This window comes from Peribacillus sp. CSMR9 (assembly GCF_033141925.1).
In the GTDB taxonomy this organism is placed as follows: domain Bacteria; phylum Bacillota; class Bacilli; order Bacillales; family DSM-1321; genus Peribacillus; species Peribacillus simplex_A.
Genome location: NZ_JAOPHO010000010.1, coordinates 1 through 21,680, shown reverse-complemented (window position 1 = coordinate 21,680; position 21,680 = coordinate 1). Strand labels below are relative to the sequence as shown.

The 21,680-nt window shown below is 38.0% G+C and carries 21 protein-coding genes; 11 read left to right on the top strand and 10 right to left on the bottom strand.

The genetic code is table 11. The features are described from left to right. Positions 1-246: 246 nt before the first annotated feature. Positions 247-1,125, bottom strand: a complete 879-nt coding sequence (locus N9I19_RS07865) for a hypothetical protein (RefSeq protein WP_089362178.1) — start codon at positions 1,123-1,125, stop codon at positions 247-249. 530 nt (positions 1,126-1,655) lie between these two features. On the opposite strand from N9I19_RS07865, the gene N9I19_RS07860 reads away from it, so the two are divergent. The 3 genes from N9I19_RS07860 to N9I19_RS07850 all read left to right on the top strand — a co-directional run bounded on the left by N9I19_RS07860 (position 1,656) and on the right by N9I19_RS07850 (position 5,475). Then, positions 1,656-1,985: a hypothetical protein gene (locus N9I19_RS07860; RefSeq protein ID WP_317777419.1), complete on the top strand. Its 330-nt coding sequence runs from the start codon at positions 1,656-1,658 to the stop codon at positions 1,983-1,985. Positions 1,986-2,708: 723 nt separating this feature from the next. Next, positions 2,709-3,662 (top strand): arginase, encoded by a 954-nt coding sequence (gene rocF, locus N9I19_RS07855; protein ID WP_089362174.1) that lies wholly within the window; start codon positions 2,709-2,711, stop codon positions 3,660-3,662. Positions 3,663-4,038: 376 nt separating this feature from the next. Beyond that, complete coding sequence (locus tag N9I19_RS07850) at positions 4,039-5,475, top strand: amino acid permease (RefSeq protein WP_125162809.1); 1,437 nt, start codon at positions 4,039-4,041, stop codon at positions 5,473-5,475. Between the two features lie 257 nt (positions 5,476-5,732). Here N9I19_RS07850 and N9I19_RS07845 read toward each other — a convergent pair whose 3' ends face one another. Then, the gene (locus N9I19_RS07845) at positions 5,733-5,999 is read right to left on the bottom strand and encodes a hypothetical protein (RefSeq protein ID WP_089362172.1); all 267 of its coding nucleotides are present in this window, start codon (positions 5,997-5,999) and stop codon (positions 5,733-5,735) included. A 404-nt stretch (positions 6,000-6,403) separates the two neighbouring features. On the opposite strand from N9I19_RS07845, the gene N9I19_RS07840 reads away from it, so the two are divergent. Both N9I19_RS07840 and N9I19_RS07835 read left to right on the top strand, forming a co-directional pair. Further along, entirely contained in the window at positions 6,404-7,735 is a 1,332-nt protein-coding gene (locus N9I19_RS07840; protein ID WP_061463152.1) for an oligosaccharide flippase family protein, read from the top strand. Positions 7,736-7,992: 257 nt separating this feature from the next. Then, positions 7,993-8,184, top strand: coding sequence for a DUF3934 family protein (locus N9I19_RS07835; protein ID WP_061463151.1), 192 nt, complete (start codon positions 7,993-7,995; stop codon positions 8,182-8,184). A gap of 436 nt (positions 8,185-8,620) precedes the next feature. Here N9I19_RS07835 and N9I19_RS07830 read toward each other — a convergent pair whose 3' ends face one another. Together N9I19_RS07830 and N9I19_RS07825 are read right to left on the bottom strand one after the other, a co-directional pair. Further along, complete coding sequence (locus N9I19_RS07830; protein ID WP_317777418.1) at positions 8,621-8,986, bottom strand: DUF948 domain-containing protein; 366 nt, start codon at positions 8,984-8,986, stop codon at positions 8,621-8,623. Positions 8,987-9,082: 96 nt separating this feature from the next. Next, on the bottom strand, positions 9,083-9,454 hold the full coding sequence (locus N9I19_RS07825; RefSeq protein WP_061463149.1) for a DUF948 domain-containing protein: 372 nt from the start codon (positions 9,452-9,454) through the stop codon (positions 9,083-9,085). Positions 9,455-9,653: 199 nt separating this feature from the next. Between N9I19_RS07825 and N9I19_RS07820 the strand changes: the two genes are divergently transcribed. After that, positions 9,654-9,959: a four-helix bundle copper-binding protein gene (locus N9I19_RS07820; protein WP_486352018.1), complete on the top strand. Its 306-nt coding sequence runs from the start codon at positions 9,654-9,656 to the stop codon at positions 9,957-9,959. A gap of 210 nt (positions 9,960-10,169) precedes the next feature. Further along, entirely contained in the window at positions 10,170-10,481 is a 312-nt protein-coding gene (locus tag N9I19_RS07815) for a hypothetical protein (RefSeq protein WP_089362168.1), read from the top strand. A 122-nt stretch (positions 10,482-10,603) separates the two neighbouring features. Here N9I19_RS07815 and N9I19_RS07810 read toward each other — a convergent pair whose 3' ends face one another. After that, positions 10,604-11,275 carry a hypothetical protein gene (locus N9I19_RS07810; protein WP_317777416.1) on the bottom strand — a complete coding sequence of 224 codons (672 nt, stop codon included), beginning with the start codon at positions 11,273-11,275 and terminating at the stop codon, positions 10,604-10,606. Positions 11,276-11,606: 331 nt separating this feature from the next. Here N9I19_RS07810 and N9I19_RS07805 point away from each other — a divergent pair, with 331 nt between their 5' ends. Further along, positions 11,607-11,813, top strand: a complete 207-nt coding sequence (locus N9I19_RS07805; protein ID WP_317777462.1) for a YqaE/Pmp3 family membrane protein — start codon at positions 11,607-11,609, stop codon at positions 11,811-11,813. An 82-nt stretch (positions 11,814-11,895) separates the two neighbouring features. Here the strand turns inward: N9I19_RS07805 and N9I19_RS07800 are convergent, their stop codons facing one another. After that, positions 11,896-14,466, bottom strand: a complete 2,571-nt coding sequence (locus tag N9I19_RS07800) for a DEAD/DEAH box helicase (RefSeq protein ID WP_317777415.1) — start codon at positions 14,464-14,466, stop codon at positions 11,896-11,898. 634 nt (positions 14,467-15,100) lie between these two features. Here N9I19_RS07800 and N9I19_RS07795 point away from each other — a divergent pair. Next, on the top strand, positions 15,101-16,060 hold the full coding sequence (locus N9I19_RS07795; protein ID WP_317777414.1) for a sensor domain-containing diguanylate cyclase: 960 nt from the start codon (positions 15,101-15,103) through the stop codon (positions 16,058-16,060). 286 nt (positions 16,061-16,346) lie between these two features. Here the strand turns inward: N9I19_RS07795 and N9I19_RS07790 are convergent, their stop codons facing one another. Then, on the bottom strand, positions 16,347-16,523 hold the full coding sequence (locus N9I19_RS07790; RefSeq protein WP_155727305.1) for a hypothetical protein: 177 nt from the start codon (positions 16,521-16,523) through the stop codon (positions 16,347-16,349). Further along, a complete protein-coding gene (locus tag N9I19_RS07785) occupies positions 16,520-17,335 on the bottom strand; it encodes a type II toxin-antitoxin system SpoIISA family toxin (protein WP_317777413.1) in 816 nt (271 codons plus the stop codon). Before N9I19_RS07785 ends, N9I19_RS07790 begins: the two co-directional genes overlap by 4 nt. Before the next feature lie 247 nt (positions 17,336-17,582). Here N9I19_RS07785 and N9I19_RS07780 point away from each other — a divergent pair, with 247 nt between their 5' ends. Next, positions 17,583-18,668 carry an MBL fold metallo-hydrolase gene (locus tag N9I19_RS07780; protein ID WP_317777412.1) on the top strand — a complete coding sequence of 362 codons (1,086 nt, stop codon included), beginning with the start codon at positions 17,583-17,585 and terminating at the stop codon, positions 18,666-18,668. A 345-nt stretch (positions 18,669-19,013) separates the two neighbouring features. Here the strand turns inward: N9I19_RS07780 and N9I19_RS07775 are convergent, their stop codons facing one another. Then, complete coding sequence (locus N9I19_RS07775) at positions 19,014-19,967, bottom strand: DMT family transporter (RefSeq protein ID WP_317777411.1); 954 nt, start codon at positions 19,965-19,967, stop codon at positions 19,014-19,016. Between the two features lie 300 nt (positions 19,968-20,267). After that, the gene (locus N9I19_RS07770; RefSeq protein ID WP_317777410.1) at positions 20,268-20,813 is read right to left on the bottom strand and encodes a hypothetical protein; all 546 of its coding nucleotides are present in this window, start codon (positions 20,811-20,813) and stop codon (positions 20,268-20,270) included. 136 nt (positions 20,814-20,949) lie between these two features. Between N9I19_RS07770 and N9I19_RS07765 the strand changes: the two genes are divergently transcribed. Continuing rightward, entirely contained in the window at positions 20,950-21,276 is a 327-nt protein-coding gene (locus N9I19_RS07765) for a YnfA family protein (RefSeq protein ID WP_061463139.1), read from the top strand. Positions 21,277-21,680: the final 404 nt, after the last annotated feature.

The following is a 21,680-nucleotide window of genomic DNA, read 5'->3' as shown; positions in this document are numbered from 1 at the left end:
TATATCTACACCAGTTTGTGAATTCATTAGACAAATAGTCAAAAATTTTATCGTTTTTTTACACCTTTCATATGATTATGTCTTATCTTTGTATGATTCATTGATAAAAGTCTCCTATTTATCTAGCCTTAGAAATGGATGAATACAAATATTCCTTAGGAGACTTATACGAAACAAAAAAAAGATAGGTACAGCAGTTGATATGCTTACCTATCCCTTTCATTCCGTTTTTCAGTTGTATGACAATCATTTCAATCTCCCTATAATTCCAATGGTCAAATACTGTTTATTTGCATTAAAATCCCAAGGCCAATACCGAAGGGATAATTCACTTTTACCCACTTTTTCAATAAAAGATTTTATCCCAATCAATGCTGCCCCATACCCCACGTTTGAAGCTAAGACAAATATGGCACCAAGCCCTTCATTAATGGTATCCATATACTCAGGTTCGATTTTTAAGATATCAGTCCATGTAATATAGAATCCATTTTCCTTGATACATTTAGAAATAGAGTGATTCAACGTTCGTACTATCTCATCCCTTAGATCTAAAAGTCCATTCTTTATCTCTTCTGCGTCTTTATTTTGATATTGGTTTGAGTAATCAGAAAGCAGTTCCTTGGCCCAATTATAAAAAAGTTGAGTATAAATGGCGGAAGTTGCTATAACATCAAAACCATTATAATGATTGGCAAAAATACTTTCAGAAAGCTGACCTAACCGATTCTCGGCATCCTTTACATACTGAATAATTTCCTCTGCCTTTTCACCACGATCCAGCATGGAAGATAGGTGGTGATCAAAATCCATTTTATCGAGGCCTGTAACATCGATTTCAACAAGCTGAATTTTTTTTCGAGTATGTTCAGGCAAATTCTCTATACCCTTTTCCATACTTTCCATATCAATATCGAATAAATATATGGAATTGCATTTAGCTGCTAGATAATCGATATCCAAATCATCGCAATTCCCTGCACCAACGATAGCCATTTTATCAACAATCTCTTTTTTCGAAAAAACGGCATCGAATAACCCTGTAACTTGTGAACGATGCTGTTTCCACCTCATCTTTCTGAATTCATCTCGGTTATGATTCATTTCTCTTTGAAAGGTTTCCAAATAAATCTCTCCCTTTAGGGTACTATCCATATAAATATTGTAACAAAGTATCCCGATATGTGAATCCCAAATAATTTTAGATTTCACAGCTAAAAAAGAGGCACTCCTTAAATTCAATTGAATATAAGCAGAGATAACGGGAGGGTGTTCCTTGAGCAAAACAAGAAAGATTTCACTGACTTTATTATCTATTTTCTTACTCAATATGGCCGTGTCGTAATACTTGTGTTTTCAATCACAAAGAGTATGAAAGCAGATCCTGATGAAAAAAAGGTTAGAATTCAAGCTGAACGGTATTTAGTGAAAAACAATATATGATGTCCTATATGATAATATGGGCAATTGGAACTATTTTTAATGTGCAACTAAAGTGAAACATAAAAAATATGGTACTCAATTTTTAGTTTACTTTAATGATGAAACAGGGGAAATGGAAGATACCTTCTTATCTGAAAAATAGCAAGATGATGCTGAAAAAGAGATAAGGCCTTATATTGAAAATGAACTGGGGGACATTTTGATATCCAAGGATGGGAGATATTGCAGAAAGTGATGATTGGGAAGAGATTCAACAAGGAATAGGCAATTCGAATCAATTAGTCTTGGTCTTTGATGAGGGGATCGGGAATGAATTGAAGATTGATCCGAATAAACCAGCAAGCTATAAAGATTATGACGTTGTCCCAACCATTCGGATCACCCTTTCACGTAAGAAACAGTATGCAGATGAAGACCGCTTTACTGAAATTATCGCTGCACTAAAAAAAGATGCATGGATTAAACACGGAAATATGATTGTAGAATATAGCATTAGCAATGGTGTTCCTCTGGAAGATGAGGAATGGAGTCAATCATTTTAAAGGCACTCATATTTTTTAACAAAGCGATATGAGCAGTAATCATAGCCTGCCGCTACTTTACCTTTTTTGTTTTCCGGCAGCAAACCCTTATGATCCAATATGAATTCGGGGCTACAGTTCCCACTTTCTCCAACAAATTTTCCTATCTTTTGGTCGGAAATATCTTTGATTTTTCCGCTCGTCGTTTTTTCATGATATTTGCAACTAGTACAAAAAACATACTGAGGATGAACAATCCAAGATACATAGATTATGCCGACATGCTGGACTATAGATTATTATATTTCGTTTCTCACAGTTAACCTCAGTTTGGCAAACAGCTCTTGGTTTTTGGTCAGAAACAATACTATTCAATATGAAAACGAAAAACCCTTCCATGATTTGTATTGCGGCTGCTCCATTTACTGAATAATTTACCTAATAAAAATATTCAATATTTTCGACAGAGTCCTTAACGGGAGATTTTAATCGGGCGAGTTCCCCCTCTCATCAGAAGTATTAACAGAGTGTAGATTTTACAGGTATTCAACCCACTTTTTCAAATTAATTCATATACCCTACACGGTAATGGTTTTATACACTTCACCACTCAAAAATAGGAATTTCAACCCAGAGATTTCACCCTTTTCTTAATCGTATAAATATTCAAAAAAATGTCGAGTTGAGTCATCAAGCCTTTTACCCTTATACTAGGGAAGAAAAATCGAAGGAGGAGAATTATACATGAAGAAAGAAATTTCAATAATTGGTGTTCCAATGGATCTTGGTCAAACTAGAAGAGGAGTGGATATGGGACCTAGTGCCATTAGATATGCAGGATTGAGTGAAAGACTTGAAAACATTGGCTATACTGTCCGTGATGAAGGTGATATTATAGTAGAGATAAAAGAAAGAGCACAAAGTGATAGCGACACAAATTTAAAGAATCTACAAGATGTTGCAGAAGGTAATGAAAAATTAAGTCAAAAAGTGGATGAAGTCATCCAATCAAATAGGTTTCCTTTAGTATTGGGGGGAGATCACAGTATAGCAATCGGCACATTATCCGGTTTAGCGAAGCATTCTGAAAATTTAGGGGTAATTTGGTATGATGCGCATGGCGATTTAAACACAGCCGAAACTTCCCCATCAGGAAATATCCATGGTATGTCCCTTGCAGTAAGTTTAGGCCTTGGCCACCCTGCACTGACTAACATTGGCGGCTATTCCCCAAAAGTCAAACCAGAGAATATTGTCATTATTGGCGCCCGTTCTTTAGATCAAGGTGAGAAAGAACTAATCAGGGAAAAAGGTATTAAAGTCTATACTATGCATGAGATTGATAGAATGGGTATGACAAAAGTGATGGAAGAATCGATTGCCTATCTGAAAGAACGTACGGATCTTGTACATTTATCCCTTGACCTTGATGGTCTTGATCCAGATGATGCACCAGGGGTCGGAACGCCTGTAATGGGAGGCATTAGTTACCGTGAGAGCCATCTTGCCATGGAAATGCTAGCTGAAGCTAATATCATTACATCTGCAGAGTTTGTAGAGATAAATCCAATATTGGACGAGCATAATAAAACGGCTGAAGTTGCTGTAGCATTAATGGGCTCATTACTTGGAGAAAAACTGCTTTATGGAGCGGAAGACCACCTTATCACTTCAGGTTTACTGGTAGATGTAAAATAGATCGAACTCTATTGAGATGACAGTTATTGATAGAAATAGAGAGAGAGTTCACTAATGGATGCTTCATTGGAAATATCTCATCAGGGTGCTTCTCTCCCCATTTGCGGATGATCGACATGTTCAATTCACACCCTGGTTTCCTGACGCTTGGCTTCCTTTTCTTTATTAAGCGGCGCTATCGAAATTTATTCTGCATAGATGCCTATGTTCATTGTCACATCTTTCGTAAATGCAGAAGTAATCTCTTTTCCGAGGGAATTCGACATCTCCTAAGATTCAAAATCGAAGCTTTTAGACTTGTGATTGAACACAAATTCCTAATAACGTCCCAACATAAATGAAACCGTTTGCACCCATCAGGTAAAGGAGTCTTTCAATGAAAACAGCAGATAATCAACCAAATGAATTAAAACGGAGCATGAAAGCTAGACATTTATTTATGATTTCAATAGGGGGATGTATTGGTACCGGCTTTTTCCTTGGTTCAGGCTATACCATTCATGAAGCAGGGGCCATCGGTGCTATCCTCTCTTACATAGTTGGCGGCTTCATCATGTATTTAACGATGCTTTGTCTAGGTGAACTATCGGTTGCCATGCCTGTTTCGGGATCGTTTCAGACATATGCGACAAAATTCATCGGTCCTGGAACCGGCTTTGCCATTGGATGGCTTTACTGGTTAGGTTGGGCCGTTACAGTTGCCTTAGAGTTTCTGGCGGCAGGACAGCTTATGCAAAGATGGTTTCCTGGATCACCCGTTTGGATGTGGTGTGCAATCTTTGCTTTTCTCATATTTTTACTAAACGCCTTATCAGCAAAGGCATTTGGAGAATCGGAATTTGTTTTTTCCAGCATAAAAGTATTGGCCATCATTTTGTTCATCATAGTTGGCAGTGCTGCTATGTTTGGCATCATTGATATGAAAGGTGGACAAGAAGCTCCATTTTTCTCCAACTTTTTAAGTGAAGGTCTCTTTCCCAATGGGATATCGGCCCTGCTTATCACAATGATTACAGTGAACTTTTCATTCCAGGGCACAGAATTAATCGGAATTGCCGCTGGAGAAAGTGAAAACCCAGAAAAGGTCATACCTAAATCCATCAAACAAACCGTTTGGCGAACCCTTTTCTTCTTTGTTCTTTCTGTCTCTGTACTCTCAGCGATGATTCCAAGGGAAAAAGCCGGAATCGTTGAAAGTCCATTCGTTGTTGTTCTAGATAGTATCGGAGTTCCGTATGCCGCTGACATCATGAACTTCATCATTCTTACAGCACTATTGTCAGTTGCGAACTCCGGCCTTTATGCTGCGACTCGTATGCTCTACTCGCTCTCTAGGGAAGGAATGGCAAGTCCGAAGCTCGGTATGGTAAATAAGAGAGGGATTCCGCTTAATGCCTTACTTATCACCCTGGCAGTTGCCGGTTTGTCTTTACTTTCAAGTGTAGTAGCGGCAAAAACAGTGTTTGTCTTTCTTCTCTCCCTTGCAGGATTAGGAGCACAAATTGGGTGGATCGCCATAGCGGCTTGCCTTCTTGCTTTTAGAAGATCATATACCCGCCAAGGCGGAAAGGTAGAAAATCTGAAATTCAAAGTACCGCTATACCCAGTCATCCCCATTCTTGCTTTAATAGCAAACTGCATAGTCATGATCAGTCTAGCGTTTGTTCCTGAGCAGCGAATGGCCCTTTATTGCGGGGGAACATTCTTCATTGGTTGTTATGCGGTTTATCACTTTAAGGTAAAGCAAAACAAGAAAGCAGAAACTCCTAAGCAGGAAGTTCAATTAAATGCCGGTAAAAAGATGGTCATTTAATCTTATCCGGATGGCTGTGGAAAAGAGTATAGTGATGGAAAGCGATCTTGATTCCGATAAAATCAGTATAAAGAAAAAATACCCTGGATGGTTTCATACCCAGGGTATTTTTTATACTTAACCACAATTAATTGGAAGTTACATTTCAGTTTGCCTCCTGGATAATTAAGCTCTATTTAAGCTATAGAAATATAGGTAAAGTAAATCTCATGACATTTGACAAGTATCACAAAAAAAAATCATCTTAATCGATGATTTTATTTTTGTGCATATTCTTTTAATCTAGGCAAGATTGGCACTAAAATTTCCTTGGCTATGTAATCAGTATCTAATCCAATGAAGCGTTCACTTTCCAATTCGACCGACCTAGCCTTATCCGGGTCATTACAAAAAATAAACGATAAGATTCCGTTATCTTCCCTCATATCTACATATTTAAATGTAATGTCATGTTTCGTAAGCAAACTTTCAAACGCAATGCACAATTCATCTATATTTAATTGACTAATAGATGTGAATTTCATATTGATCATCCCCTCTGCTAAAGGATAGCAAAATAAAGCATGAATTACAAAGTGAAAATCAAGGCTCCGACTATTGTTTCATAATTCATCCGATATTTTTGCCAAAGGGAACCTGGCAAACCAAAAACCCCTGATCAGAAGAATGAAATAAATGCAAACCCATTACTTGAATGAACCCTTTTGATGCTGAAGGCTTGGGTGAAAATTTCTAAATTACATGTAACCAATCGATTTCTTCCACTTTCCCATCCTTACCTGATTTAATTTTTTATCTTCCAACAGATTAGTCAGTATTCCCCATAGCCATAGCCGCATTATGTATCAACATTTTGTGGAGCTCCGTATGAATATTCCAAGGCATGTCTCATATCTTTATACAAACACCTTGTTAGGAGTGGTCCAACATGAAGTCTTTTTATAAGGGAACGCTCATTTTGATTGTCGCAGCGTTTTTTGGTGAATGTATTGAATTTTTAGTAAACATGATCCTAGCCAGGGAATTACAGGAAGAGGGCATGGGGCTTTATATGTCCATATTGCCAATTTTCTTTTTAATATATGTGATTGCCAGCCTTGAATTACATATTTCCATTTCAAAATTCGTTGCTGAAAATAAACAGACATTGCATTATAATCTAGTCATCCATGCTCTTAAAATGGCTGCAGTCATCGTGTTGGTCATGTGCGTAGTCATGCCTTTCATACTTTCATTCTCATCCATAATGGACAGATATCATCCTTATATTAAATGGCTGCTCATCACTTTAATCCCAATAGTTGCATTCTCGTCGATTGCAAGAGGGTATTTCATGGGTGTCCAGCAAATGGGGAAGATTGCCTTTTCCAACTTTTTGAAGGATATCATTCAATTTGGTTTGCTTTTCCTCATCTTTAACTTATTTCATTTTAACCAAGAAAAATCATTGTTGATGGCCTTTTTTGTATTGATTGGCAGTGAGTTCCTCGTTTTTCTATACTTGATAAACCTTTTGATCCTTCAAATGCGAATCATGAAACGCGGTACAAACTCGCGAACAACCGGTAAACATGCACGACAAAAGTTATTGGCGGTTTCGCTGCCCACTATGGGATTAAGGATCTTTCATGCCATAACAAATGCCATGCAACCTTTTTTAATCCATACTGCCCTTCTCTCAGCAGGATTCGGTGCGGTTGTGGCTACAGAGCATTTTGGGATGCTCACTGGGGTAGCGATGACCATCGGCTTCTTTCCGGCCTTTATCGCGCATTCCTTAATGATCATGCTCATACCGAATGTTTCGAATGCGCACAAGAAGCAGGATAAGGAAAAATTGAGGGTTTTATTGCAAAAATCGATGTCTTTTACCGTATTGTATGGGGTTCCAGCTGTGTTCTTCATTTATTTCTTTGCGGAACCCTTGACCTCTCTCTTTTTTTCCTCAACATCTGCCTCATACTATTTAAAATTATTATGTCCCTATTTCCTTTTTCATTTTTTTGTCATTCCAATGCAAGCCTATCTCATCGGCCTGGGCTTAGTGAAAGATGCTTTCATCCATACAGTCTGGTCCCATATCGTTGCATTTTTAATGATGTATATCCTAGGGTCCCAAGCTTCACTTAATATGGGAGGCATCATTTTAGGAATGAATACGGGCGCTGTATTATTAACTTTCATGCACTACTTGACCATTTGCAAAAAAATTGGAATAAGTATCTTTTTGATGAAATCCAGGTCCATATCAATAAAATGACTAAAATCAGGTCCATCCACTCTAACTCCACTAAGTTTAATTTTGAGGAAACACAGCAAATAATTGGAATAATAGTTAAGAATAAGCAAGTTCCATCCAGCAAAAATCCTTGCTTTTATTGGTTTATAAAGATTCTGATAAAAATATTGAGCCTTTCCCTGTACATATCACCGTGGTTACTGTATATTTCAACATACTTGGGTAATAATCAAGTAAAATGGTTTAATATAACCATACAATAGTAATGGAGTGATTTCATGAGTAAAGCTAAGGCTAAGAGTGGTACGGGTAAAGGTACGGGAACAGGTACGGGCAAGAAGGGCTGGAATCGTTGGAAAACTGGTGCCAACAAGAAAAAAAGCGCAAAACCATATGTAAGTAAAGGCGTCAAACATTCCAATGAATCAAAATCTTCCGGCCAGTCTACAGGTGACAAGACCGAAAAATAATAGCTTGTTTTAAATCCATACAAAAAAATTTAGGTTTATTCCATATTCTCATACAGGGTGTAATAGAGATCTGTATGAGAGAAATGGGTCTAATAGATAATAACGGCGATATCCAGATTAATTCTATGAGTACGGCTATAATTATGCATACCATCAAAAAAGACACTTCCTTACCCGGCAGTGTCTTTCATCTTTTTATTAGGCTGTTTTCACATACTTTGTTGCTATTTACCAGGTAGTGAGTTGTGGTTGATTTCCCCTCCAGATGCTCGCTTTCCGCGGGGCGGGCGGTGAGCCTCCTCGGCGTAAACGCCTGTGGGGTCTCACCTGTCCCGCTGCTCCCGCAGGAGTCTCGCACTTCCGCTCCAATCAACCTTAAATAGTTTCGTTTTAAAAACAACAAGCTTTACCAAAAGAGCCTTTTATTATGATCTTATTATCTAAATTGGCTTTTGGGTTTGATAGCATTGATTTTTTTCTGGGAAAATTCTGTCCGGAAGCCGTTAGTGGCTTTTTTAACAGAGTCTGTAACTGAATGTATCGCTTCACCAACATCTTGAGCAGAATCCAATAATGGTTCAACCGTTTTTATTTTAGTTTTTACATCGTCGGTGATTTCATTTGCAGTTTGCAATAGTTGTTTCGATTCGCCGGACAAATCGTGGATGGCATTTCTCACCTCAACCAATGTTTGATTGGCTTCTCCTATCGTGACCATTCCCTTTTGAAGAGTACTAATTAAAAATACGACCAACCAAATGAAGGCTAAAGCGATCGCAACCACACTATATTGAATTATCAAGATAAAGCTCCCCCTCTATATTAAATAGTAGAAACGATTACTTTAAATAGGTTAGTGAATCCCGGGGTGCCTGTTTTTTAGTGATAAATGATGATACTATTTGATTATTATTTGAACCCCCTCAGCTTCAGTTCGAGTGGATAAATCCTTAGGGCGGCCTTCCAAACTGGCTTCTTTCATGGAATTGGTTACATTATGAATCATTTCCCCAACATCTTGAGCTGATTCTAGCAATGGATCGACATTTTCCATCTTCCCTTTTACATCCGCTGTAATTTGATTGGCAGAGTGGATCAATTGTTTGGACTCTTGCGTCAATCCATGTACCGCATTTCTTACCTCTTCCAGTGTCTTATTTGTTTCTTCGAGCGTTCCCATTCCTTTACGCAGCGTCTGGTTGACATTATATATCAAATACACGACGGCTCCGGAGACACTGGCCACACTTAATTTAATAAACATTTTCATATATCCACTCCTTTCATTTAAATTTATGCACTGACCCTTCCATTAATTCCCTGAAGCCTTTCACGTGTCCGGTCAGTTTTATAGAGCCATTCACCTTAACCTAAAAGAAGTTTAAAGGATAGTATAAAGGATAATTGTAAGGGAGAGACCATATTTAGGAGGAGATTTGTTCATGTCACATTAGAATTATTCATCTGTTATCCAAACTTTAAATGATTGTATGACCGCGTGTAATCATTGTTACGACGCATGCTTAAAAGAAGATCAAGTAAACATGATGGTGGAGTGCATTCGCTTGGATCGGGAATGTGCGGATTTTTGCTCTTATTTAGAACAGGCGATAGGAAGAGGTACACCGTTTATTTCAGAGTTGGCTGAAGTTTGTGCCAAGATCTGTGAAAACTGCGGGAACGAATGTAAAAATCACGATCATGAACATTGTCAAAAATGTGCTGAGGCATGCTTTAGATGCGCAGAAGAATGCATAAAATTAGCCGCTTTATGAAAGGAATAGCACTAAGCTATTCCTTTTATTTTACTTCCCCCTTATCTACCCATTACTTTGTTAAATCTATTTAAGAATGATGATATAATTTATATATTCTAGCGAGGTATATGTTGAAATTTTTTAAAGATGAAATTTATAAAAATACCAAAGACATATATTGAAAACCGCCATTTTTAGGCACACTAGTATTAAAAACAGGAGGATATTATGACACCTCGGAATGTTCCGGCTAAAGCTGATTTAGAAGTGAAAGATACCCCCGCTTCACCTGATAAGGAAAGTGAATTAGCCAAACTCAATCGATTGTTAGGTGCAGTCATGCGATATTTATCAGATGATGAGCAAGAAGAAATTGATATAGAGTATCTTCTCGAAAACACCGAAGGGCTGCGGGATTGGTGGAGCGCATATAGGGAGCTTGATCGAAAACGGGTCGAAGAAGAAATAAAAAATTCCCTGACAGCTCTATCCCTTGAAGAACTTGAAAACATCCGTGAACAAATCCGCACAAAGGAATAATAAAAAAAATCCCTGCACTGGGATTTAACCAGATCAGGGATTTTTTTATTTTCTTCTAATACAAATACATTTTTTTGAAATTAAAAAACGTTCCGTTCATGCGGCACCAGAAATCATTTGATTCAAAGACCACTCAATGAACTTAGTTCTAGTTGAACGATCATGGAATCAACTAATGCATGCAATGGATTTAAAACTGTGTTTCCTGTCTGAAACTCATAACGTTGAGCTGCTTCAACCATTGATAATTGCGCCACCGACAGCGGTCTTTTCCCACTATTAAAGTGGTGCAGGAACTTAACGATTTCCTGGTTATATTTTTCACCCAATCCCTGCATAATGAATTCAAACGTATTGTCGATGATGATTACTTCAAAATCCACACCCTCATATTTTTCAGCATGTGCATTTAAACGTTTGACAGTTCCTTCGACAGTTGCAGGGTTCGTGAATAATATGACTTGTGGTTGCCGCAATTGGCAAATTTGTTCAAAATATGGTTCATCGATTTTAATGATAGGCATGGGTAAGGAGAGTTGTTCTTCGTTTAAAAAGGCGATGTAATTCGTACAGGTTATCAGGATGGCATCCACTTTACATTCGGCAATCCATTCGACTTGTTCTTTAACCATTTTTTGAGCATCCGAATACTTAAACTTTACATCCGATGCCACCCTATGCATCAAGCCTGGATCTACAAAATGAAGCCATTCAATATCAAATTTCGAGAAGGCTTTTTCTATATATTCAATATTTGTATAGTGTGCATGCAAACAGCCTATCTTTTTTCTCATGAATTTCCCGCTTTCAGTCAGTTTTCTGGTTATTCTAATACAAAAAGACGTTACTTTGCCCACTACCTGCAAAAACGATATTTTCCTTTTCCTAAGCCAGCCACCTCATGCTTAATCCAAGATAAAGAATCCCTCAAAAAATATATCTTTAAAGACAGCATGTCGGTTGGGTATGAAGCTGACACCCGGGCATATATTTATCAAGGCAATAGTAAGGGGTATCATCAGGAAAATGGAACGGTAGCTTTACACTTCAAGTAATGCTAGTATTACTTGTAGATTGTCAAGTCGTAAAATTAGATGAAAATCATAATTTTGGAGAGTGTTTATTATTCTATATTTAATCGCGATTCTTTTCCCGCCCTTAGCCGTATTATTAGCGGGTAAACCCATTCAGGCTTTGTTTAATTTAGTCCTCACACTAATTTTTTACGTCCCTGGTTTAATTCATGCCATCCTAGTGGTGCATGATAAAAAAGCTGATAAACGTATGAAGCAGCAAGCATCACTTATTGCTAAAGCGAAACGGAATGACTGAGTATATATTCACAAACTACAACCCGAATACCTACACCAAAGGTGTTCTTTATTTGGTTGCTCAATATTGGAAAAATTTCAGTTTAATTGAATCTGTGTGACTTCCTATGCCCTCTGTGGTAACAAGCATCACATATATGAAAACGGGAGTCATCCGGCAACTTTTTTCCACAGCGCTTGCATTTTTTTTGATAATTCAACATTTCGTCTTTTAACTGATCATGAACGCCCTCACTGATTTCTTCACGGATACGCTCCCAGTAAACAGTTTCAGTCCTCTTACCCATCCGATATAAAAATAATAGATGAAGGCCTATCGCTTTATAAGAAAGCTCCAATTCCTCCAGATTTTTAGTCTTGATGATCGGTTCAGGAAGTTCACTGCTCTCGGCAATCGCTTCGACCGTTTCCAGCCACTGCTTGATCAGACTTGGTTCTTTCGCTGAAAAAGGGATATGCAAGAATCCATATAAATCCATTAAGGAAAAACGCGCTTCGATTTCAGTATCCCGTATAAGCTCGTAAAGCTCCCTTTCTTCCGATAGTGATGCCTTTTTCGTGCCTTTAGGAGGCTCGAACCTCTCCCACATTTCGAAAAATGTTCCTAGATTCCTGTAATACTTTTGAAAACGTTCAAACACAGCCGAGGTTGGGGCAATAGTGAAGGTCTGAACTGGCTCATCTACTTGTTCCAGCAACTTATTCATGATTTTAATCTCTGCTGTAAATGCCACCTTGCCAGTATCGTAAATCCCTTTTCTCCCTGCTCGACCTGCGATTTGTTTGATTTCTTGAGAAGTCAATCTTCTTCTTCGAGTCCCGTCGAATTTTTCATTTTCAAGAAAGACGATGCGTCGGATTGGCAAGTTCAATCCCATTCCTATCGCATCTGTGGCTACAACCACTGATGTTTCACCGCGATTGAATAACTCTATTTGCCGTTTTCTGTTTTCAGGAGGCATACTGCCGTATATCATGCTGACATTATGTCCACTCTCTTTTAGACGGGATGCGGTTTCCAGTACGTGCCTTCTTGAAAAACAAATGAGCGCATCCCCTTTTTTGGTATACTTCAATCCAAATTCCTTTTGTTCTACCTCCAGCGGTATTTCACGTCTGTATTCGTGGAGTTCTAAATCTGCTTCATTCAGTAGGTTCAAAAGCATCATTTTGATATTCTTGCTTCCGATAATGTGTACTTCTTTCGCATTTGCTTGTGTGATTGCCCTAAACCACGAAAAGCCTCGATCTTTATCGGCAATCATCTGGGCTTCATCTATAACGATTACTTCATGGTAGTCTTTTTCATGAAACATTTCAACTGTGCTGGAAACATGATTAGCACCCGCAACTGCCTTTTCTTCTTCACCGGTTTTTAATGAACAAGGAACACCATCCGCATTTAATTTATCAAACACTTCGAGGGCTAGTAGTCTAAGGGGCGCCAGATACAAACCGCTTTCCGCTTCTTTCATTTTTTGTAGGGCCTTATGTGTCTTCCCGGTATTGGTCTCTCCGATATGCAAAACATACCTAACTTTTTTCCCTAATGATGGAGTATAGGCCTTTCCGATAATGTCATCAATCATCCTTTGCTCTTCAGCCAGCTTCTTTGCCTGCTCTGCCAATACTTCAGCTTTTCTTCTTTCTCTGTTCGCCTCGTCCTTTTCAAATATTTGTTCGTGCAATGTTTCATTAAAAGGAATTCCTTCAAGGCTCAGTAAATCAGAAAGGTATTCTTCCTGAAGTTCATCAAAACAGGCCTGAGACAAATCAGCCAATTCATCCCTTAATATACCTTGAAGGTCTTCAACCGTCAGCCTTTCCCCATATGACTCCAAAAAATCATGATGCAGTGCAACAGGTAATTGGTTCAAGTACTTTTCTGGGGCTAATTTCAAAATGAAATCCGAAACTAGCCTTTCATACCGGTAGAAGTAATTTTCATACTCAAAATGGTTCCTTCCCCAATCGAGTAACGAGTGAATATCGCCTGTCAGCTCTTCAAAAAAATCAGAGACCATAAGGTATTCGGCTGCTTGAAATCCCCCCTCTTCAACCAATCGTTCTTCAAGCAAGTATGGATCGACATATTGAAATTTAGGCTTATTATTAAGATCCGCTGCCAAATTTCCAGCAATATAATTCCTGACATGTAAATATAAAAGCAGTGAGCTTTTTTCAAAAAAAGTATTGGCCTCTTCTTGAAGTCTAACGCGTATTTTCCATCGTTGCTTAGCCAGCCGCTGTTCTTCTTGTCGCTTAGTGAAGTTATCCCTTGCATTTTTATATCTCTTCTCCCAATCATCTGGATTTTCAGCAAAGGATTTTTTTATCCACGATAAGGCATCAAAAGGACGATACTTCTTTAATTCGTTCCGGAACATGCTATTTATCAGCTTATGATCTGAACCTTCTGTTACAAATCCCCTTTCGCTTAGAAACACCTTTTTTTCCTTCCTGGGCACATCGTTTGATGCTTTATTTAACCAAACATTGATCCAAATTTGCTCAATAAAAGAAACCCTGTCTGATATATATGTTGCAAACGAAGGCATCGTCTCTTGATTCTCTAAAAAGTAATCCATATCCTGGATTATTTTTTCCTTTGTATTGTCTATAGCAATAGGATATATACTTTCTAATTTTCCCATAATGATCCCCTTTTGAATTATCCTGTATGTACTTTATTCTTACCTTTTATCCTCTCCAAAACATTTTTTTAAATGAGCCAGATACATTCGTTTTATCTAGGTAATTCATGTGGTTCTTTAATCATGACAAGGAACAGAAATGCCAAGCTGCTTTAACCTCATGCGAGCCAAGGTAAATATGAAAATTGATACTAATTTTGTACCTGAAACGGTACTCTTGCCATTTCACGTACAGTATAATACAGGTTAGATAGACTGATTATTGACTTAAAGGAAAATATTGGTTATTAAATGATGCCCATACCGGCATACAGAAACGAATAGCCGATTAGCCATTTGGAAATCAGGCAAAAGAAATTTAATGATATTAAAAAAAGCCGAAAATAAAATAAGGGTCAATTTTTAACTGACTGACAATCATACTGAATTAAGAAAAATAGAAACAGCCCATTAAACGGTCAGCTTACCGATTACATTATCCATCAATAAAACGAATCCAACCCCTTAATTGAGTTTAGTGGAAATCCTGGTAACTGTCACGGTATTCAGATTCCGCTTTTGTGTCTTTCTAGTTCAATATGAGAAATAACATCCGGAAACCTAAAAAGACTAAAGATAAAAGAGGAGCCTGAAAATGATTCAGCAAGATATCAATTATTATAAAAATTTTGACTCTATGGCTAAAGAAGTATTAGCACTATTAGCCCAAACCATTGATGTCAATACATTCTTTCTTTCGATATTGAATCCCACACAGAGTTTTATGATCAAATCCTTCAATAGAAATGCTAAGTTAATTTGTGAAGGCGACATCCTTCCTTATAATATGGCTTATTGCAAATTAGTTGTTGAGAATGGCTTGGAACCACTCGTTATCCCGAATTTAAAGAAACATGATTTGACTAGTGGCCACCCCGTAACGAAGTTTATCACGAATGGGTGTTTTATGGGAACGCCCCTTATAAATGAGGGTGAAATCATTGGTACATTATGTGCATTCGACATTAAACCTTATGATTTTAAGGAGTATGATATGATACTCATCAAATCTTTGGCAGCTTTGATTAGTCAAACCATCATTCTTGAAGATGGGATAATCAGAGATCCTTTGTCAGGTCTTTATAATAGGCACTTCATTTATAATTATTTTGATTTTCATGACGATAAAACAAACGATGAAATGGCCATTCTTTACATCGATCTTGATCATTTTAAATTTTTCAATGATTCCTTTGGTCATGATGCTGGAGACGACGTTATAAAAAAAGCGGCTGAATGTCTTTTGCAAACCGTCCCCCACGGGAGTCATGTGGCACGTATAGGTGGAGATGAATTTATTGTATTATTACATCCATCGCATTGTGAGGATTTAATGAAAAGCACACAGCAAAACGCAGAATTAATATTGAACCAATTATCCACAATGCCCATTCCCATTAAAGGAAATGATTATTTTGTATCAGTTAGCATAGGGATAAGCTTTTATCCGCATAATGGTACGGAAATGGAGTCACTTTTGAAAAAAGCTGATCGTACGATGTATACAGCTAAAGAGTTAGGTCGAAAGAATATTCAATACTTTCACCCGCTGTGATTTTCCTGAAAAATAAAAAACCAGTTCTCCTTAGAGACTGGCTTTGACTTTTACCTTAAAAAAATCCAACGTTTAGCTTTAAGCCTTTGCAACAGCTTGAGCAGATCAGCATTTTCCTTATGTATCCGTTTCTCGGATGGTGAAGCCGAGGGGGCCGGGATGTTAACTCTCTCGGGTTTTTTGTTCATATCCTGAAAGACCCTTCCTATTCCTTTATTTTGAATAGTATATGCGGGCTTTCCATTAAATATCATAAGGCAAAGGAAAACCTCTGCCTTGATTCTTATTAAACACTTTTTAACCGGCTGAAGCGTGCAGCTTTTTCTTTTTGTTTCAGGATAATGCGTTCGTTTTGTTTCATCACCTTTTTGGTATGGGGACTCAAACCTACGTCGGGTATTTTCACCTGTGGTTTGATTACGGCAACTGACACTTCACTGCCGGCTTTATCATAAATGCTCATTTATCTTCACCACCCGGGTTTTGTTTTATGACCATATCGAACATCATGATTAATAATGCTATTAATAAACAATCGACTTCTGAAACGAAGCTTTCTGATTTAACGTCAAGGATATAGGATTCCATCAATATACTTACTGGCTGCAGAGCCATTTTTTCTTCATCATTATAATACGTATCTTCTCTTTCCAATGTAGCACGAATGGTACTGCCATTCAAGTTCGGATGCCCATTTATCACCAATTGCTTGTCCTGTTCCGTTTTGAAAGGAAGGATTTTCACGTTCATCCCTTCTTTTGCGGCATAAGCTTGAAGGAGAATGCTCAAATAAGCCAAGTATTCCTTATTCGTTTGATAATACTCAGGAATCCCTTCTTTTTTAAGGAGATGAAACATATTCTTGACCTTTTCCCTATTATCCGTTAAAAGTTTATCACTTTCCGCAACCGCTTTTGTTGCATAGGACAGTTCATTATCGCCAATTTTGGATATATACATGCTCAAGAACACAAACATATCTATCAGGATAAATACAATAGCCATAATCAAGAAGTTTTTCCATTCGTTAAATATACTCATCGGATAGAAATTCCAATAAATCAATGCTCCTAATATAAAAATGACATACCAGGTTTTTCGAATCGCTTCAATCCTCTTACTTACCCTATCTTTATATTTCCAAGAAAGAATGACATATGCTAATAAAGCAATAAATACTACCCATACAAAGACTCTGAAAAACATTAACAATCGTTTTATCCCCCTACCATTCATACGGCTGTTATTCACATATCCGCTCTCTATATTATTCATTATATATACCCCTTTTCCCTGCCTGGGGCGGGTGAAACTTAAACACTGGTCATGAGTTTTTCAAAACACTCCTCCCAAAAGGATAATCCACTATATGAATCATCGATTTCACCAAGCAGCAACACCTGTTCTCAGGAGGGTAAATCTATATCATTTTTCTTGTGGGATATCGCAGTAAATAACCATACAAATTCTGTGATATGATAAGTTTACGAAAGGTCTGAAAAATATGGGAGGAACATAATTCATGCTGAAAATTATAAAGATCATCATTTCTTCTATTATATTAGTGTTACTTGTCCTTAACCTCTATCCTCCGCTGGGGAGGCGGGCAAACAAAGAGAAAGTGCGAAGTTTCACTACTAAAGAGAATTTTGCCAATGGGAAATTCCACAATCAGATCCCTGCTAGTCAATCGATGAGTCTTAAACATACCGGTTCCATTTTACGGGATTACATAAAAGGCAATCCAAAAAGAAGGCCAGACCATCCTATCGGAATTGGAACAAAAGACCCTGTATCTGTGGATTCCAATAAAGTCACCTGGTTTGGTCATTCTGCATTCATGTTGGAGATAGACGGGAAAACCATTTTGGTGGATCCGATGTTTGGCAAAGCACCCACTCCGTTTCCTTGGTTTGGGAACAAGCGGTTTAGCGGGGAATTGCCTGTTGATTTGGATTCACTGCCTCCTATCGATGCCGTCCTGCTCTCACATGACCATTACGATCATCTGGATTATTTCTCAATAAAGAAAATAAAAGATAAGGTCGGTCAGTTCATTGTTCCACTGGGTGTCGGTGGACACCTTGAAAGATGGGGCGTTAAACAAGAACTGATCCAGGAACATAATTGGTGGGATGAAGTTTCATTCAAGGATTTGAAATTTGTTTGTACACCTGCAAGGCATTTTTCTGGAAGGAGTTTAACCGATGGCAATACGACATTGTGGTGTTCTTGGGTAATTAATGGAAAACGTGAAAAGGTATTTTTCAGCGGTGATAGTGGATATGGTAGCCATTTTAAAGATATCGGCGAAAAATACGGTCCTTTTGATTTAACTTTAATGGAATGCGGCCAATATGATGAGCGCTGGTCAACCATCCATATGATGCCTGAGGAAACTGTTCAAGCACACATCGATGTACAAGGAAAACTGATGATTCCCATTCATTGGGCTGGGTTCACATTGTCTTTTCATGATTGGACAGATCCGATAGAACGGGTAACAAAAGCTGCCAATGATCTTGCCGTCCAAGTCTGCACACCTCAACTGGGCGAGCAAGTATTGATCGGTTCAGCAAATTTTCCGCAAACAATATGGTGGAAATGAAAATGGACCATTCAGTTTGTAGAAAAAAGGGGTTCGGAAAAAGTATCTTTTATCAAATGATGTTCCCGAACCAACTGACTCAAAGCAATACCTACAACTCTTCAGGTATGATTTCTATCTAAGTTTTGTAACAAAGTTGATTGGAACGGCTCTGCGAGACTCCTGCTTAGAAAAGCGAGTCTAGGGAGACCGCCCGCGAAAGTGCCTGGAGCGGAAATCAACATTCAAATTGTACAAGCCATAAAAAAACACCCCGTAAATGTTAGTTTGGTTAACATTTACGGGGCAGTTCAAGTTTGCCTACAGTCTAAATGGTCCATTCCTATTAGGATGGACCATTTTCATTCATTTCACACTTTGTTCCTCTTTATATTCAAGATTCACTTTTATCGTATGCTCTTTCTCCTCTTCAAAATAATTCGTCCCTATTACACCTAAAATGATTAGTACTGACCCCATAATATCGTAGATTGTAATATTTTCATCAAGAATGAGAGCTCCCGCTGCAATCGTGACAACCGTGGAAAGATTTGCAAATACACTCATTTGAGATGCTTTGATTTTTGATAAAATCGTATTGGATAATAACGAGGTGACCAATGAAGCCAATATTCCCAAATACAAAATGGAACTGATGAATTCCATGCTTGACCATGGTGTAAAGAATTCCGGCATTGTTGCTTGTTTTAAATGGGTAACGAGCGCGGCAACGTTAAAAATGACAAAGCCTGTTCCCATCATGAAAAAGGACATTTCACCTGGTGTATAGTCCTTGGCAAGCGAACGGGTCATCGTTGTATAACATGCAGTAGCAATACAGGAGAGCAGAATCAACACCATCCCAAGCATGTCGGAAAAATTGATCGTGCTCCCTTTCATCACCAAAATAAAAATGACCCCACCTACCGACAAGACAATCGAAAGTTTTTGATATAAAGATGTTTTCTCCTTAAGGAAATATCCAGCTATCATTAATGTCAGAATTGGGGTGACGGCAGACAGAATTCCAGCATCAGTGGATTGCGAATACTTAAGTCCGAAAGTTTGAAAGGTAAAGAAAAGAGTGGGGAATAGCAAGGATAGTGGAACCAGATTTTTAGCTGACTCCCAGGAATAGTTCAACTTAATGACTTTAAAGGCGACAAGGAATAAAATGATCACGAAAGAAACCGTGAATCGGAACGCCAAAGTATCAAGCGGATTCGATTCTGCAATCGCCATTTTCGTGAATAAGAAAGATAGGCCGACAATACATGAATGAAATAGGGCTAACATGCATACAAATGTTCGGGATTTCATGGATGCAACTCCTCAACTAGATTACTATATTTCCTTTTAGGTATAGTACCCTTTGTATCTGACTTGCAATCCAAGTTAGAGTTAAAAAATCAGTTCTTTTTTTTGTATTAGAAAATTTTTAAAAAACAACAAGGCGGTGTTAACATGTTAAAGAATATGCTTCTTTTGTTGTTTCAATTTGTATAAACTCAGGAGAATATAAAATGGATGCCCGTTTATCATGTGGAACAATACTCCAATTACAATAATGTATGGTTGAATTAAATCTGAATGCATCATGTCGTAAGAAAGTAATAATTATTAATCGACAATGACAGTGTTTTTTTCATAGGTTTCTTCTACTTCAATGCTATTGTAGGCAATCGGTTCTTCAAAAGTGGTCTGAGCTTTCTGTTTTCTTTTCAAATACATACTAATTGCATAAGTAACTGTGAAGTTGATTAATAAAGCAATTAAGCCAATATTAATATTCAAGAAATTTATCTGTGCTAAATGCATACATATGGCGAACAGATCCCCTGCAATGAGGCCTGCTGCAATACCAGCAGGTCTTATGGATCGGAAAAAGAAAATCGATAATAATCCAGGCAGGAATTGCCCAAATCCATAATATGCTGTGTTAATCAAATTCAGCATCAAGCTTGGCGCTAACAATGTTAACCCCATCGAACACAACAGATAGAGAAGAACAATAATTTGGACCCATTTTCTCTGAGATTTTTCCGGAACATTACTTAATAAATTCCTGGAAACTAAACCTCCAACTGCCAAACTAGTTACAGCAAGTACTAAAATACCTGAAAGAGCTGCCCAAGAAGGACTCCAGATCAGCACAAATAACCCCATAACAATATCCTTTTAATGAAGAGGCATTTTCCATGGTGATGCTCCAGTTTACTTTAGTTAGTAAGAACTCTTTAAAGTATGATGATTTAGAGTTTCATATATGATAAAATTCAACGAGAAAGAGAGGTATACATAAATGTTAGTTACTACAATAGTATTCCTTATGGCAGGCCTAGCCGAAATTGGTGGCGGCTACCTAATTTGGCTTTGGTTAAGAGAGGGTAAATCCATTTATCTAGGGTTAGCCGGAGGGTTTGGGCTGGTATTATACGGTATCATTGCAACTTTCCAAACGTTCCCTACCTTTGGACGGGTATACGCTGCATATGGCGGGGTTTTCATTGTTTTATCGGTTTTATGGGGATGGGGCATCGATAAGAAAACTCCTGATCTATATGATTGGATTGGAGCTGCAATCTGTTTAGTCGGGGTTTCAGTCATTATATGGGGACCTAGACAGTAAAAAAATGAAAGGGCCTTAGCCCTTTAATTCCTCACTAAAACCTTCACTAGGTGTTTGGCCGTTTTACTAATATCCAAGTATCTTTACCAGCCTTTCCCCTTCAATAATTCCCCACCCAACCCTATAGGCAATAGATCGCCTATTTGTAGAATTCATCTCATGCCTTAAAGCAAGCTTATTAGCTGCTTTCGATTGGGGTACGTTAGAACAATTTCTTTTCCTGCCTGCTTACAGTCATATTGCTGAAATTATCGTTATGAACCAAATTCCCACTGCTGAAATGATGCTATCCCCCAACACTGCCGACACCTGCATAAAAAACGCCCTTGGTATGTCAACACTAAACTAGACAACTTTTTTAAGGTGTTCAAGTTTGTAATCAATCGGACTTACATAACCCAGTG